Origin of the sequence: Xanthomonas sacchari, assembly GCF_040529065.1 — a bacterium.
Classification (GTDB): domain Bacteria; phylum Pseudomonadota; class Gammaproteobacteria; order Xanthomonadales; family Xanthomonadaceae; genus Xanthomonas_A; species Xanthomonas_A sacchari.
Genome location: NZ_CP132343.1, coordinates 4,619,208 through 4,632,550, shown reverse-complemented (window position 1 = coordinate 4,632,550; position 13,343 = coordinate 4,619,208). Strand labels below are relative to the sequence as shown.

At 69.7% G+C, this 13,343-nt stretch carries 12 protein-coding genes; 5 read left to right on the top strand and 7 right to left on the bottom strand.

Going from position 1 to position 13,343, the window contains the following annotated elements; all coding sequences use genetic code 11:
- Window positions 1-103: 103 nt before the first annotated feature.
- A complete protein-coding gene (locus tag RAB71_RS19610; RefSeq protein ID WP_234006527.1) occupies window positions 104-892 on the bottom strand; it encodes a hypothetical protein in 789 nt (262 codons plus the stop codon).
- Between the two features lie 190 nt (window positions 893-1,082).
- Window positions 1,083-1,934: a polyamine aminopropyltransferase gene (speE, locus tag RAB71_RS19605; RefSeq protein WP_010341853.1), complete on the bottom strand. Its 852-nt coding sequence runs from the start codon at window positions 1,932-1,934 to the stop codon at window positions 1,083-1,085.
- Window positions 1,935-2,175: 241 nt separating this feature from the next.
- On the opposite strand from speE, the gene speA reads away from it, so the two are divergent.
- The gene (gene speA / locus RAB71_RS19600) at window positions 2,176-4,065 is read left to right on the top strand and encodes an arginine decarboxylase (protein WP_010341852.1); all 1,890 of its coding nucleotides are present in this window, start codon (window positions 2,176-2,178) and stop codon (window positions 4,063-4,065) included.
- Window positions 4,066-4,267: 202 nt separating this feature from the next.
- Window positions 4,268-5,386, top strand: coding sequence for an acyltransferase (locus RAB71_RS19595; protein ID WP_010341851.1), 1,119 nt, complete (start codon window positions 4,268-4,270; stop codon window positions 5,384-5,386).
- A gap of 16 nt (window positions 5,387-5,402) precedes the next feature.
- Here the strand turns inward: RAB71_RS19595 and RAB71_RS19590 are convergent, their stop codons facing one another.
- Window positions 5,403-6,314, bottom strand: coding sequence for a LysR substrate-binding domain-containing protein (locus tag RAB71_RS19590; RefSeq protein WP_010341850.1), 912 nt, complete (start codon window positions 6,312-6,314; stop codon window positions 5,403-5,405).
- Between the two features lie 100 nt (window positions 6,315-6,414).
- On the opposite strand from RAB71_RS19590, the gene RAB71_RS19585 reads away from it, so the two are divergent.
- The 3 genes from RAB71_RS19585 to RAB71_RS19575 are packed head-to-tail and all read left to right on the top strand — an operon-like array spanning window position 6,415 to window position 7,714.
- Window positions 6,415-6,765: a carboxymuconolactone decarboxylase family protein gene (locus tag RAB71_RS19585; protein WP_010341848.1), complete on the top strand. Its 351-nt coding sequence runs from the start codon at window positions 6,415-6,417 to the stop codon at window positions 6,763-6,765.
- Window positions 6,765-7,163 carry a tautomerase family protein gene (locus tag RAB71_RS19580; RefSeq protein ID WP_010341847.1) on the top strand — a complete coding sequence of 133 codons (399 nt, stop codon included), beginning with the start codon at window positions 6,765-6,767 and terminating at the stop codon, window positions 7,161-7,163. The genes RAB71_RS19585 and RAB71_RS19580 overlap by 1 nt, the downstream gene beginning before the upstream one ends.
- Window positions 7,164-7,204: 41 nt before the next feature.
- Complete coding sequence (locus RAB71_RS19575; RefSeq protein WP_234006528.1) at window positions 7,205-7,714, top strand: DUF4865 family protein; 510 nt, start codon at window positions 7,205-7,207, stop codon at window positions 7,712-7,714.
- 18 nt (window positions 7,715-7,732) lie between these two features.
- Here RAB71_RS19575 and RAB71_RS19570 read toward each other — a convergent pair whose 3' ends face one another.
- The 4 genes from RAB71_RS19570 to RAB71_RS19555 all read right to left on the bottom strand — a co-directional run bounded on the left by RAB71_RS19570 (window position 7,733) and on the right by RAB71_RS19555 (window position 13,338).
- Window positions 7,733-8,740 (bottom strand): pyridoxamine 5'-phosphate oxidase family protein, encoded by a 1,008-nt coding sequence (locus RAB71_RS19570; RefSeq protein WP_029561935.1) that lies wholly within the window; start codon window positions 8,738-8,740, stop codon window positions 7,733-7,735.
- Between the two features lie 323 nt (window positions 8,741-9,063).
- Window positions 9,064-11,115, bottom strand: a complete 2,052-nt coding sequence (locus RAB71_RS19565; RefSeq protein ID WP_010341844.1) for a TonB-dependent receptor — start codon at window positions 11,113-11,115, stop codon at window positions 9,064-9,066.
- A gap of 254 nt (window positions 11,116-11,369) precedes the next feature.
- Complete coding sequence (locus RAB71_RS19560) at window positions 11,370-12,125, bottom strand: SDR family NAD(P)-dependent oxidoreductase (RefSeq protein ID WP_010341843.1); 756 nt, start codon at window positions 12,123-12,125, stop codon at window positions 11,370-11,372.
- Between the two features lie 376 nt (window positions 12,126-12,501).
- Entirely contained in the window at window positions 12,502-13,338 is an 837-nt protein-coding gene (locus RAB71_RS19555) for an SPOR domain-containing protein (RefSeq protein WP_104609537.1), read from the bottom strand.
- Window positions 13,339-13,343: the final 5 nt, after the last annotated feature.

Here is a 13,343-nt window from a genome sequence, read left to right as displayed (position 1 = left end):
CAGCCGCCATGGGCGTTTCCGATAGAACCTGTCGCGGCTGAAGCCGCTCCTACAGGCATGGCGGGCCAGCCGGATGGGCTGCCACGCTGCGCCAGACGCGCGCTCAGACGCCGCCGTAGCCCCGGCCGAGGGTGAGCCAGAACGTCGCCACCACCAGCACCGCCACGATGACCGTGGCGCGGCTGGACGGTAGCGGCAGCGGCGCACGCGACCGGCGCGACAACGCAACGACCACCAGGCCGATCGGTGCCAACAGTCCTTCCTGCGCCGCCTCGCGCAATGCCGGCAGCACCGGCCCGGCATGAAACAGCACGCTCGCGCAGGCCACCGTGCCGGCAGTGGCGTAGGCTGCCAGCATTGGCCTGCCTTTCGGCAGCCACGGGGCGATGGCGCGCAGCATCTGCAGATACAGCCAGGCACCGGCCAGTCCCATCCCCGGCCGCCAGGCCCAGGCCGGCTGCAGGGCGAGATCGCGGAGGACGAAGGCGAGGTCGCCGTCATCGGTGACTGCGGAGAACAGCAGGTAGCCGGCGCCCCACAGTCCGTTGAAGGCGGCGATCAGCGCGAGCGCCAGGCGCGGCATGTCCGCGCGACGGCGGTGTGCCGCCAAAATGCAGATTGCGGCCACGCACAGATTCGCCAGCGGCCCGGCGGCATCGACGAAGGGGCGCCCAGGCTGGCAGCGGAAGTACACCGACGTGAGCCAGCGGACGGTGCCGCCGCTGCCCAGGCAGGCCAGGCCATGGCCCACCGCTTCGTGGGCGACGCAGGCGACGACGAAGCCGATCGCGGCCAGCGCGCACAGGGTCCACGGCGACGTCGTCTGGGAGCGCATGGGAGGCTCGCGGTGTGGTGCGATTGGTGCCGGCGCATCTTCGCACGCGCGGGCCATGGCGTGCGGCTTCTTTGGCGTTGGCGTCTGTGCAGTGCGCGATCGCGTACCGGCGAGGCGATGCCATGCGCGATGCAGCGCGCCTGTCGATGCGGATGCGAACGTCGGAGCAGGGGCCGGCGACAGCGCCTGCGATCCGCGGCATCGGCGCACGTCGAGCGCGCGCCGATGCCGAAGAGGACCGGGGGGCTTAGCCGCCCAGCGCCTCGGCCACGAACGGCGGCAGCGCCTGGGTGCCGGTGTGCAGGTGCGCGCTGTAGTAGCGGGTGGCGAACGGCTTGGCCGCGGCGTCGTCCTGGCGGAAGTCGAAGCCGCCCTGCTTGCGCGCCATGGTCACGCTCCACCAGCCGGTCGGGTAGCACGGCTGCGGGAACGGCACGGTGTGGAAGCTGGCGAAGCCGGCCTTGCCCATTTCCGCGCGCATTTCCTTGATCAGGTCCAGCAGCGCCAGCGGCGATTCGGACTGCTGCACCAGGATGCCGTCGTCCTTCAGCGCATTGAAGCAGCTCTCGTAGAAGGCCTTGTTGAACAGGCCTTCGGCCGGGCCGACCGGGTCGGTGGAGTCGACGATGACGATGTCCACGCTGCCGGCCGGGCAGTTGGCCATGTAGGCCACGCCGTCGTCGAACAGCAGTTCGGCGCGCGGGTCGTTGTTGGAGTCGCACAGTTCCGGGAAGTACTTCTCGGCCATGCGCGTGACCTGCTCGTCGATGTCGCACTGGGTGGCGCTTTCCACGCCCGGGTGCTTGAGCACTTCGCGCAGGGTGCCGCAGTCGCCGCCGCCGATGATCACCACGCGCTTGGGCGCGGCGTGGGTGAACAGCGCCGGGTGGCTGATCATCTCGTGGTAGAAGAAGTTGTCGCGCGTGGTCAGCATCACCGCGCCGTCGATCACCATCAGCTTGCCCCAGTCGGTGGTGTCGTAGATCTCGATCTTCTGGAACGGCGACTGCACCTCGTCCAGCTTGCCGGTGATGCGGTAGCCGATGGCCGAGCCGGTGGGCTGGAAGTGTTCGATGTACCAGTTGTCGTTGGCGCTCATGCAGATGTCCTAGGAAAGCAAGAAAAGAAGCGGCGATTCCTTCTCCCACCGGGAGAAGGTGGCGCGTAGCGCCGGATGAGGGTCGGGCGCAGCCTCGCGCATCCAGCCCGCACCACGCGCCCGCGAACCCGGCCCGGCTCCACCAGGAGCCGAGGGCGTCGGAACGGCGCGGATTGTAACGGACCCCACGCGTAGCAGGGGTTACAATCCACGCCCTTTTTCCGTCAGCCGAGCCGCCACGATGAGCGATTGGTCCCTCGACCAAGCCCGCAAGACCTACTCGATCCCGCACTGGGCCGACGGGTACTTCGACGTGGACGCGGCCGGCCGGGTGGTGGTGCGGCCGCAGGGCGCCGACGGCGTGGCGATCGCACTGCCGGAGGTGGTGGACGCCGCGCGCGCGGCCGGCGCCAAGCTGCCGATGCTGGTGCGCTTCCCCGACATCCTCGGCGAGCGCCTGGGCAAGCTGCAGGCCGCCTTCGCCCAGGCCCAGTCCGATTGGGACTACACCGGCGGCTACACCGCGGTGTACCCGATCAAGGTCAACCAGCACCGCGGCGTGGCCGGCACCCTGGCCAGCCACCAGGGCGAGGGCTTCGGCCTGGAGGCGGGTAGCAAGCCGGAACTGATGGCGGTGCTGGCGCTGTCGCGGCCGGGCGGGTTGATCGTCTGCAACGGCTACAAGGACCGCGAATACATCCGCCTGGCGCTGATCGGGCGCAAGCTTGGCCTGCAGACCTTCATCGTCATCGAGAAGCCGTCGGAGCTGAAGCTGGTGCTGGAGGAGGCGCGCGCGCTGGACGTGAAGCCGGGCCTGGGCGTGCGCATGCGCCTGGCCTCGCTGGGCGCGGGCAAGTGGCAGAACAGCGGCGGCGACAAGGCCAAGTTCGGGCTGTCGCCGCGGCAGGTGCTGGACCTGTGGAAGACCCTGCGCGACACCGAGTACGCCGACGCGCTGAACCTGCTGCACTTCCACATGGGCTCGCAGATCTCCAACGTGCGCGACATCGCCAACGGCATGCGCGAGGCCACGCGCTACTTCGTCGAGCTGTCCAAGCTGGGCGCGAAGATCAGCCACGTCGACGTCGGCGGCGGCCTGGGCATCGACTACGAAGGCACCCGCTCGCGCAGCTACTGCTCGATCAACTACGGCCTGCATTCCTACGCCAGCAACATCGTGCAGCCGCTGGCCAGCGCCTGCGAGGAGCACGGCCTGGCGCCGCCGCGCATCGTCACCGAGTGCGGGCGCGCCATGACCGCGCACCACGCGGTGCTGATCGCCAACGTGTCCGAGGTGGAGCAGGCGCCGGAAGGCCGCGTGCCCGACGCGCACGACGACGAACCAGCGGCGATCCGCCACCTGCGCGAGATCCATGCGGAACTGGACCAGCGCCCGGCGGTGGAGCTGTTCCAGGAGGCGCAGCATTTCCACGCCGAAGGCCTCAGTGGCTACGCCCTGGGCCAGATCGACCTGACCCACCGTGCGCGCATCGACGACCTGTTCTACGCCATCGCCCACGGCGTGCGCGCGCGGCTGAGCCACGAGGAAAAGAGCCACCGCCCGGTGCTGGACGAACTCAACGAGCGCCTGGTCGACAAGTACTTCGTCAACTTCAGCGTGTTCGAGTCGATCCCCGACGTGTGGGCGATCGACCAGGTGTTCCCGATCGTGCCGATCGAACGCCTGAACGAGGCGCCGGCGCGGCGCGGCGTGGTCTGCGACATGACCTGCGATTCGGACGGCATGGTCAAGACCTACGTCGAGAACGAAAGCCTGGACAGCTCGCTGCCGCTGCACGCGCTGCGCCCGGGCGAGAGCTACCGCATCGGCTTCTTCCTGGTCGGCGCCTACCAGGAAATCCTGGGCGACATCCACAACCTGTTCGGCGACACCGACGCGGTGGAAGTGGCGGTGGACGGCGACGGCTACCGCATCGCCCAGCAGCGCCGCGGCGACACAACCGACGTGATGCTGGACTACGTCGGCTACCGCCTGGACGACCTGCGCGCCGCCTACGCCGAACGCGTAGCCGCCGCGCAGTTGCCGGCCGCGCAGGCGACGGAACTGGCCGACGCGCTCGAGGCCGGCCTGACCGGCTACACCTACTTGTCCGACGAACCGCTGGGCTGACAGCGGCGACCCACGCAAGCCCCTCTCCCCCCGGGAGAGGGGTTGGGGTGAGGGTACGCCCGTGCACGCAATCTTGGGGTTGGCCGCCTGGCGCCGCGGCTGCATCTTCCAGGCGCGATCGCTTGGGCGTCGGTGAACGCCCACTGCCGCAACCGGCGATGCAACCAGTAAGCTGCGCGCTCCCCACCGCCACCGCCCTACGATGCGCTATCCTGGCCTCGACCTGCTGCGCGCCACCGCCATCGTCTGGGTGATGTTGTTCCACTCCTTCGTGGTCGGTGGGCTGGGCTCGGATTGGGAGTGGCTGTCGCGCTATGGCTGGATGGGCGTGGACCTGTTCTTCGTGCTCAGCGGCTTTTTGATCGGCGGCCAGGTACTGGCGCCGCTGGCCCGCGGCGAGCCGCTGCGCTACGGCGAGTTCTATCGCCGCCGCGCCTACCGCATCCTGCCGGCATACGCGGTGGTGCTGGCGCTGTATCTGGCCTGGCCCGGTTTTCGCGAGGCGCCCGGGATCGCGCCGTGGTGGCTGTTCGCCAGTTTTACCCTCAATCTGGGCATCGACTACGCCAACCAGCAGGCGTTCTCGCATGCCTGGTCGCTGTGCGTGGAAGAGCACTTCTACCTGGTGTTCCCGCTGCTGGCGGCGTGGCTGCTGCGGCGGCCGTCCGCGCCGCGTTTCGTGGCGCTGTGCGTGACCGTGGTGCTGGCCGGCATCGCCCTGCGCAGCGCCATCTGGCTGCACGACAGCGCACTGGATCGCATCGGTGCCGGGCTGCAGCGCAACTGGTTCATCGAGGATCTCTACTACCCGACCTGGAACCGCCTGGACGGCCTGCTGGCCGGCGTGGCGCTGGCGGTGCTGAAGACCTTCCGGCCGCAGCAGTGGCAGCGCCTGCAGCGCCATGCCAGCACGGTGGCGCTTGCCGGCATCGTGGTCTGCGCGCTGGCGATGTGGCTGTTCCGCGATCGCACCGGCCTGCTCGGCAATGCGGTCGGCTGGCCGGTGCTGTCGTTGGGGCTGGCGCTGCTGGTCGGCGCCGGTGCCTCCACGCAGGGATGGCTGGGGCGTTGCCGGGTGCCGGGTGCGGCCTGGCTGGCCGCGGTGTCCTACAGCCTGTACCTGAGCCACAAGGCCGCGTTCCATCTGACCCAGGTGTGGTTCGGCGCGCAACTGGACGGCCGCGGCCTGCTCGCCTTCGCCGCCTATGCCGGCATGGCACTGCTGTTCGCGGCCGTGCTGCACTACGCGGTGGAGCGGCCGTTCCTGCGCCTGCGCGAGCGACGCAGCGTTCCCGCCCCGCTCGCGCTGTCCGGCAGCTGACGCCCTGCGACGGTGCTCATCCGCGCGCTGCCAGCGCCGCATGCGCCGCCTGCAGGCGCTGTTGCAGGATCTCCGCCAGCCGCGTCACCGCCGGCGGTGGCGTGGCGACCGCGCAGTGCAGGGTCAGTCCCAGTGCCGGCAGCGTCGGCAGGCCGCCGGCGCCGGGCGCCAGCAGGGTCAGTCCGGCCGGCACGCCGGCCGGGGTGCGCAGGGTTATGCCCAATCCGGCGCGGACCGCCGCCCACACCCCGCCAAGGCTGGCGCTGGTGAAGGCGATGCGCCACGGGATGCCGGCTCGGTCCAAGGCGGTGGTCGCCGCCGTGCGCAGCAGACACGGTGCTTCCAGCATCACCAGCGGCAGCGGCGCGTCGCCGCTCCAGGTGGCCGTCGTGGGCAGGCTGCTACGGTCGTCTGCGGCGATCCAGCGCAGCGGCCACGCCGCTTGCGCCTGCCGATGCGGCGAGGCGGCGCCGGACTCCCAGGCCAGGGCCAGATCCAGGTGCCCCGCCTCCACCCGTGCCAGCAGTTCCTGGTGGCGGGCGATGCGCGCTTCGATCCGCACCTGCGGGTGGGCGCGGGCGAAGCGCCCCAGCACGTCCGGCAGCATGTGCTCGCCGAAGTCCTCCTGCAGCCCCAGCCGCACCCAGCCCTGCAGCGCCGTGTCCTGCAGGGCCACCACCGCCTCGTCGTTGAGCTCGAGCAGCCGCCGCGCGTAGCCCAGCAAGGCTTCGCCGGCCTCGGTCAGGGCCAGGCCGCGGCCCTGGCGGCGCAGCACCGGCTGCCCGGCCTGCTCCTCCAGCTTTTTCAACTGCGCGCTGATCGCCGAGGTGGAGCGCCCGCGGCGGTCGGCCGCCTTGGCAAAGCTGCCCAGTTCCACGCCGGCGACGAAGCTGCGCAGCGCGTCGAGGTCGAAGGTGATGGGGCGCATAGGTCGATCCTGATTTTCCGGATGGTCGTTTCGATATTTTCCGATTTTTCGGAAGGTTGTGCGCGACTAGGCTGTGCCCGTTCCCACGCGAGACCTTCCGATGTCCGATCCAGCCACCCCGTTTCCTTCCCCCCAGGCCGCGTTCGGCGACATCGCGCCGGCCTTCGCCCGCCTGACCGACGAGGTGCTGTTCGCCGAGGTGTGGCAGCGCCCGGGGCTGTCGCCGCGCGAACGCAGCCTGATCACGGTGGCCACGCTGGTCGCGCTGTATCGGCTGGAGCAGTTGCCGTTTCACCTGGCGCGCGCGCTGGACAACGGCCTGGACCGCGACACCCTGGCCGAAGCCATCACCCACCTGGCGTTCTACGCCGGCTGGCCGTGCGCGGCATCGGCGCTGCCGTTGCTGCGCGCCGCCAGTGCGGCGAAGCCGGCCACGACGGAGACGCGCTGATGCCGTACGCCCGCATCTCGCTACTGCGCGGTCATCCGCCCGCCTACCTGCGCGCGCTGTCGGCCAGCCTCTACCAGGCCATGCACGAGGCCTTCGAGGTGCCGGACGGCGACTGCTTCCAGGTCATCCACCAGCACGACCCGGACGAACTGGTGTTCGACCGTCACTACCTCGGCGGGCCGCGCTCGGAGGGCTTCGTGCTGATCGCCATCACCGCCGGCCGCGAACGCAGCGACGCCTGCAAGCAGGCGTTCTACCGGCGCCTGGTCGAATTGCTGGCGATCGCGCCGGGGATCTCCCCGGAGGACGTGATGGTCACCATCGTCACCACCGCGGCGCAGGACTGGTCCTTCGGCGGCGGCCGCGCCGGCATTTCCGCCAGCGGAGCACCGGCATGATCGCCATGCAGTACAGCATCGCGCTGCCGGCGGACTACGACATGGCGATCATCCGCCGCCGCATCGCCGACAAAGGGCCCTTGCTCGACACGCTGCCGGGGCTGCGGTTCAAGGCTTACCTGGTCGCCGATCGGCACGATCCGCGCCTGCCCGGCCGGCAGAATCTGTATGCGCCGTTCTATCTGTGGCGCGATGCGGCAGCGATGCATGCGTTTCTCGCCGGTCCCGCGTTCGCCGCACTGTGCGAGGCCTTCGGCCGCCCGCCAGTGCAGTCGTGGATGGTCGGCACGGCATGGACGTCCGCGGCGCTGCGCACGGCGCGCTATGCAACCCGCGCGCTGCAAGCGCCGTCGCCGGCCTTGGAGAACGACGCCGACGCTATGCGTGCTCCTGACGAACGCACGCTGGCCACGGTGCACGGTTACGAACCGCAGGGATGGACGCGGCTGCGGTTTCATCTGTGGCGCGACCTGCCGCCGGCGGACGACGATGCGCACTGCTATGCGGTGCATCACCTCAGCGCGCCCGGCGCGATCGACGCAGACGGGTGAACCGGCGGCGTTGCGCGCTCAGTACATGTTCTTCTTGTAGTCGGCCTGCAGTCCTTTGCGGACCATGCCGGGCACCGAGACCGCCGCGCGCAGCAGCGTGGCCTGGGCGCCGCGCGCGCCGCTGCGCCTGACGTGGTCGCGGAAGATCGTCGGCGGGTCCAGGTCGTGTGCGATGGCAGTGGGCGGCCAGTGGTCGAAGCGGCGCAGCGCAGCACTGTGGATGTCTTCGAGCACCGCCGGCAGCACCCACACCGCCAGATGCGGAACGCGTCCATCGACCGCGAGCGCGCTGCGGATCGCTGCATCGGTGCTGGGACGGGCGAGCCCTTCGATGCGCACGCAGCGCGCGCTGCCGGGGCGCAGCGCCAGCAGCGCGATCTGCGGCTGCGCCAGCAGATTGCCCAGGCTGTCGACGCGGCGGTTGCCTGGGCGGTCGGCGAACCACCAGGCGTCGCGGTGGGCTTGCAGCAAGGCGCCGGGGCGATCGCCGCGCGGGCTGACATCGACGCGGCCTTCGGCATCGGCGGTGGCCAGGACCAGCAGCCGGCAATTTCCCAGAAATCCCTCCGGCGTCTGCGGCGGCGCTTCGTCGGTGGATTCCGCGGCCTGCCACCAGTTGGCGCGGAGCAGGGCCTTGGCGCAGTGCAGATAGCATTCCTCGACGGCAACGAACACGCGCGTGCCATCGTCGCCGGCGATGCGGCCATTGATGCGCAGGGTCTCGCCCAGGCCGCGCACCAGGAACAGCGCGCCGAAGCCGGCGCCGACAGGCGTGTGGGCCGTATCCAGCGCCTGCAGCGGGATCGACAGCAGGTGCGGGGTGTCGCCGCGCGCAAAGCCGGGCGCACCGCTGCCCACGCTCAGCGCCAGGCGCTGAGCCGCGACGCCGGCGAACAGCAGCGGGCTGGCGGCCAGCCAGCGCAGCGCGTGCGCGTCCAGGTGGTCGATCACCTTCATGTCGCGTGGACCAGCCAGACGGCCCACGCAATCCTGCAGCTGTGCCGCGTCTGTAATGAAGTCGGTCATCGCCGCGGCCCCTGCGAGAAAAGGACGGCGCGGTCGAACGGAGAGGGAGAGAGCATCGCAAAGCACTCCGGTGAACGGGCGGAAGGCTTGCGCGAAGGCTGGCGACGCCGGAACCGTACCACATGCGGCGAGGACGTCGCATCCGACGACTGCGCGGCTATCCTTGCCCAGGCAAACGCCGCTGCCGGGCACCTCTCACCCCGGGACGTGCCCCATCGGCGCGGTTTCTTCAGACGCGATGGTCGCGTTCGCGGTGAAGCCCGTCGCGGCTGAAGCCGCTCCTGCGCAGCACGCTGTGGCGGATGCAGGGGATGCGAGTTGCCCTACAGCCGCAGTTCGAAACCGAGATAGGCAGAACGTCCGGACGCTGGCGAAAACATCGGCTGGTCGTTGCCGCCCCAGAAGAAGTTGTCGTACCAGACGTAGGCATAGCGCGCGTCGGTGAGGTTCTTCACCTGCAGGTCGAGGCTTGCGCGCGGGCTGAGCTGGTAACGCACGCTGGCATCGACCACGCGGAAGCCGCCGTACTTGCCCTGCGTGTTGCGTTCGTCGATGTAGTAGTCGCCCTGCGCGCGCGCCTGCACGCCGAACTTCCAGCGCGCGTCGGGCCGGTAGTCGAGGCCGACGTTGCTGATGTAGCGCGGCGTGGAGAACACCTCGCGTCCGCGCAGCGACTCGCCGGTGGCGGTGTAGGCGCTGACCACCTTGGCTTCCTGGAGCGCGTGCGACAGCCACAGCGTCCAGCGCTCGCCCAATTGTGTGCTTAGCTGAAGATCCACGCCTTGCCGACGGGTCTGGCCGAGGCCGACCGTGGTGCCGGTGCTGGGCATGTTCGCCACTTCGTCGGTGGCGTCCTGGCGCCAGACCGCCACGCGCGCCTCGGTGCCGGCCACCGGCTGCAGTTTCAGGCCCAGTTCCTTGCCGGTGTTGATCGAGGGCCGGAACGCCGGCTGGCCCGGGGTGAGATAGGCCGGCGCGGTGGAGCCGGTGAGGATCTGGAAGGTGCGGCCCCAATTGGCGTACACGCTCAGCTGCGGCGTCAGCGCGTAGATCACGCTGAGCTTGGGCTGGTCGATCCAGCCGTAGCGCTGCAGCGGCGCGTGGATGCCGCCAGGCAGCGCGGTCTCACCGGAGAAGCGGTCGGCACGGAATGCGGGGACGATCTTCAGCGCATCGCTCGGTTGGATCACCGCCTGCAGGTACAGGCCGAGGTTGTCCAGGCTGTAGCGGTCGTCGTTCTGCACGCGTGCCGGCGCGCGGTCGAAATCTGTCGGTACGCTGTAGGCGTAGCGCGCGCGCCGGTAACGGTTGTCCTGGTGCTCGGCATTGACGCCGGCTTCCACGCTGAGCAGGGCGCTGGCCTGCCAGGTGACGGTGCTGAGCAGGCCGGTCTGGGTTTCGTCCCACTGCCGACGCTGCCGCGGCGCATTGCCCAGCGGGTAATTGGTGAAGGTGACGCGGCGGTCGTCTTCATAGCGGTTGAAGTACAGCGTGTTGCGCAGCTGCAAGCCGCCGCCGAGATTGAAGTCGGCGTGCACGCTCGCCTGGCGCATGTCGCGGTCGTCGCCGTCGTTGGCGTTCTTCGGCGGCGACTGTTCGCGGTCCTCGACCAACTCGGTGGCAGTGAGGAAGCCCGGTTCGTCGGCGTCGTGATGGTAGGCGCGGGCGATCAGGCCGATGCGGGCGGCATCGTCGTCTTCGCCATAGAACCATTTGCCGCCCAGGGTGTATTTGCGCGAGCTGTCGTGCTGGCGATAGCCATGCGCGGCCTGCGCGCCGACGAAATAGTTCTGCGCCAGACCATCGGCCTCATGGCCGACGGCGTACTGCAGTTCGCGGGTGGCGAAGCTGCCATAGCGCAGCCGCAGGTCCTGGTAGTCGCCGCCCTGGCGGGTGGCGATGTTGAAGTTGCCGCCGATGTTGTGCAGGCCGTAACGCGGATCGTTGGTGCCGCGCACCACCTCGATGTAGGCGATCTCCAGCGGGAAGATCATGTCGATGAAGCGTTGGTTGCCGCTGTTGACGTTGCTCGGCACGCCGTCGATCAGCACCTTGATGCCGTTGATGTAGCCCTCGCCGTTGAAGGCACGGAAGGTGACCTTGCCGGACTCGGCGCCCTGGCGGGTTTCGGTGAGCTGCATGCCGGGCATCTGCCCGAGCAACTCCCAGCTGTTCATGACCTGCTTGTCGGCGATCTGTTCGCTGCCGAGCACGTCGACCGAACTGAGGATATTGCGCGTGGACAGCGAGGCGGCACTGTGGCGCCGCGCTTCCACGGTACCCAGCGTGGTGGTGGTCTCGGTCGACGTCTGCGCGGCGCCGTCGCCGGCCGCGAGCCCGGCCAGCACGGCGAGGGCATGGGTGTAGGTCTTCATGGTGGCTGTGGACGAAGCGGCAGGGAGGTTGGCGGCAGCGGTGGGCTGCAGGCGAGCAAGTGGTGCGCTGCCCGATGCCGGGCAAGGCTGCATGAAAGATATGTTATATCATTTCGTTAAAGTATTGTCGGAATTGCCATCCGACCGGCGCAGTCGATGCGCGTCGCTGCCGCGCGGCGGCAGAGGGGCTCCGCCGCGTGAGCGTGAGAAAAGAAGCGTCATGGCGGGGCCGCGCGTCGCGGCCCCGCGGCCGTTCAGGCCGGTTGCCGCGCGACCTGGAAGCCGGCGAAGGACTGCGTCACCGGCATGATTTCCAGCCGATTGATGTTCAGGTGCGGCGGCAGCGTCGCCACCCAGAAGATCTGTTCGGCGATGTCCTCGGCGGTCATCGGCTGTGCGCCCTGGTAGAGCGTGTCCGAGGCCTTCTGGTCGCCATGGGTGCGGACCAGGGTGAACTCGGTCTCGGCCATGCCCGGTTCGATCGCGGTCACGCGCACGCCGGTGCCGTGCAGGTCCGAGCGCAGGCCCAGCGAGAACTGACTGACGAAGGCCTTGGTGCCGCCGTAAGTGTTGCCGCCGGGATAGGGATACAGCGCGGCGACCGAACTGATGTTGATGATCGCGCCGCGGCGCTGGATCAGCGTCGGCAGCAGGCGATGGGTCAGCGTCACCAGCGCGGTGACGTTGGTGTCGATCATCGTGCGCCAGTCGTCCAGTTGCGCGGCCTGCGCCGGCGCGGTGCCCTGGGCCAGGCCGGCGTTGTTGACCAGCAGGTCGATGCCGCGGAACGCCTCTGGCAGCGCCGCCAGCATCGCGTCCAGCGCGTCGGTATCGCGGATGTCGAAGGCGGCGATGTGCACGCGTTCGGCGCCGAAGGCGTCCAGCAGCGGCTGCAGGCGCTCGGCACGGCGGCCGGTGGCGATCACGCGCCAGCCCGCGTCGACGAAGCGGCGCACGGCGGCGGCGCCGAAACCGGAGGTGGCACCGGTGATCAGGGCAGTCTGGGTCATTGGGGGGCCGGGAATGGGGAGGGGGAATCGGGAATGGTAAAAGCAAAACCCGGTCGCGCGCGTCGACAGCGCGTGTGCCCGTGGGGGAGTCGGCTTCGATGATCGATGACGTCAGCGCGGCGCGACGGCGCGCGGATCCGAAGCGTCTTCAAGTCGCGTCGCGCGGAACGGGACGTGCCCGCGTCCCCATTCCAGATTCCCTGGCGACTAAGTCTTTTGCGTAGTCCCCAGCAGATCGCCGTCGTGGAACTGCAGCGTCATCTCGGGGCCAGCGCGGCCCAATGTCAGCGGCGACAACGCATCCGCGCACGTACAGGTGAAAACGGCAAGAAGGCCGCTTCACCCATTCCCCAATCCCGATTCCCGATTCCCAGCCTCACTGCGCCTTGATCGCGATCGCCGACAGCCCGCTGCCGTTCAACTTCTGCTTGGCCTCGGCCAGTTCGCTGGCGGTGCCGTAGGGCCCCATGCGCACGCGGTACACGGTCTTGCCGCTGATCTGCGCCGATTCCACGCGCGCCGACAAGCCCAGCATCGCCAGCTTGGCCTTGGTCGACTCGGCGTCGCCGGAGGCGCCGAACGAGCCGGCCTGCAGGATGTAGCGTGCGGTGTCGGGGGCCGCAGTCGCCGCGGCCGCTGCCGGTGCGGTGGTCGCGGCCGGCGTTGCCGCCGCGGTCGCCGGCCTGGAGGCGGCCGGCGTGGCGCTGGCCGCGGTGCTAGGCGTTTCCGGCAGCGGGGTCGGATTGGCGGCCGTCGCGGTCGGCGCAGTGGCGGCCGCGGCCGGGGTGGTGCCGGCGGCCGCCGTGCCTGCGGCGGCCTGCGCCTTGGCCTGGCGAATGGCCTCGGCGCGCGCGCTGGCGGCCAGTTCGGCGTCGGACATCTGCACTTCCTTGCCGGGTAGCAGGGTGTAGAAGTCGTACTGGGTCTGCGCGTCCTTCTTCGCCTCCGGCTTGGTGCTGCCGGCCGCATTGGCGGCGGGTTTGGGCAGCTCCGGGGCCGCATCGACGTCGGCATCGGCCACCGGTGCGGGCTGCGCGTCCGGATTGGCGCGCGGGCCGCCCACGCGCAGGAAGTCGCCGTCCTTCTTGAACAGGCCCGGCGCGCCGAGGAACACCACCGCGGCGATCGCCGCGCCGGCGATCAGCCACACCCATCCGGGCGTGCCGTTGCCGGTGTTTCGCCGGGCCTGGGTCTTACCGCGTCGTGCTGCCATTTACC

Coding starts and splice junctions, on each gene's coding strand:
- RAB71_RS19610 (WP_234006527.1), bottom strand. CDS start 892: ATGGCCCGCGCGTGCGAAGATGCGCCGGCACCAATCGCACCACACCGC.
- speE (WP_010341853.1), bottom strand. CDS start 1,934: ATGAGCGCCAACGACAACTGGTACATCGAACACTTCCAGCCCACCGGC.
- speA (WP_010341852.1), top strand. CDS start 2,176: ATGAGCGATTGGTCCCTCGACCAAGCCCGCAAGACCTACTCGATCCCG.
- RAB71_RS19595 (WP_010341851.1), top strand. CDS start 4,268: ATGCGCTATCCTGGCCTCGACCTGCTGCGCGCCACCGCCATCGTCTGG.
- RAB71_RS19590 (WP_010341850.1), bottom strand. CDS start 6,314: ATGCGCCCCATCACCTTCGACCTCGACGCGCTGCGCAGCTTCGTCGCC.
- RAB71_RS19585 (WP_010341848.1), top strand. CDS start 6,415: ATGTCCGATCCAGCCACCCCGTTTCCTTCCCCCCAGGCCGCGTTCGGC.
- RAB71_RS19580 (WP_010341847.1), top strand. CDS start 6,765: ATGCCGTACGCCCGCATCTCGCTACTGCGCGGTCATCCGCCCGCCTAC.
- RAB71_RS19575 (WP_234006528.1), top strand. CDS start 7,205: ATGGCGATCATCCGCCGCCGCATCGCCGACAAAGGGCCCTTGCTCGAC.
- RAB71_RS19570 (WP_029561935.1), bottom strand. CDS start 8,740: ATGACCGACTTCATTACAGACGCGGCACAGCTGCAGGATTGCGTGGGC.
- RAB71_RS19565 (WP_010341844.1), bottom strand. CDS start 11,115: ATGAAGACCTACACCCATGCCCTCGCCGTGCTGGCCGGGCTCGCGGCC.
- RAB71_RS19560 (WP_010341843.1), bottom strand. CDS start 12,125: ATGACCCAGACTGCCCTGATCACCGGTGCCACCTCCGGTTTCGGCGCC.
- RAB71_RS19555 (WP_104609537.1), bottom strand. CDS start 13,338: ATGGCAGCACGACGCGGTAAGACCCAGGCCCGGCGAAACACCGGCAAC.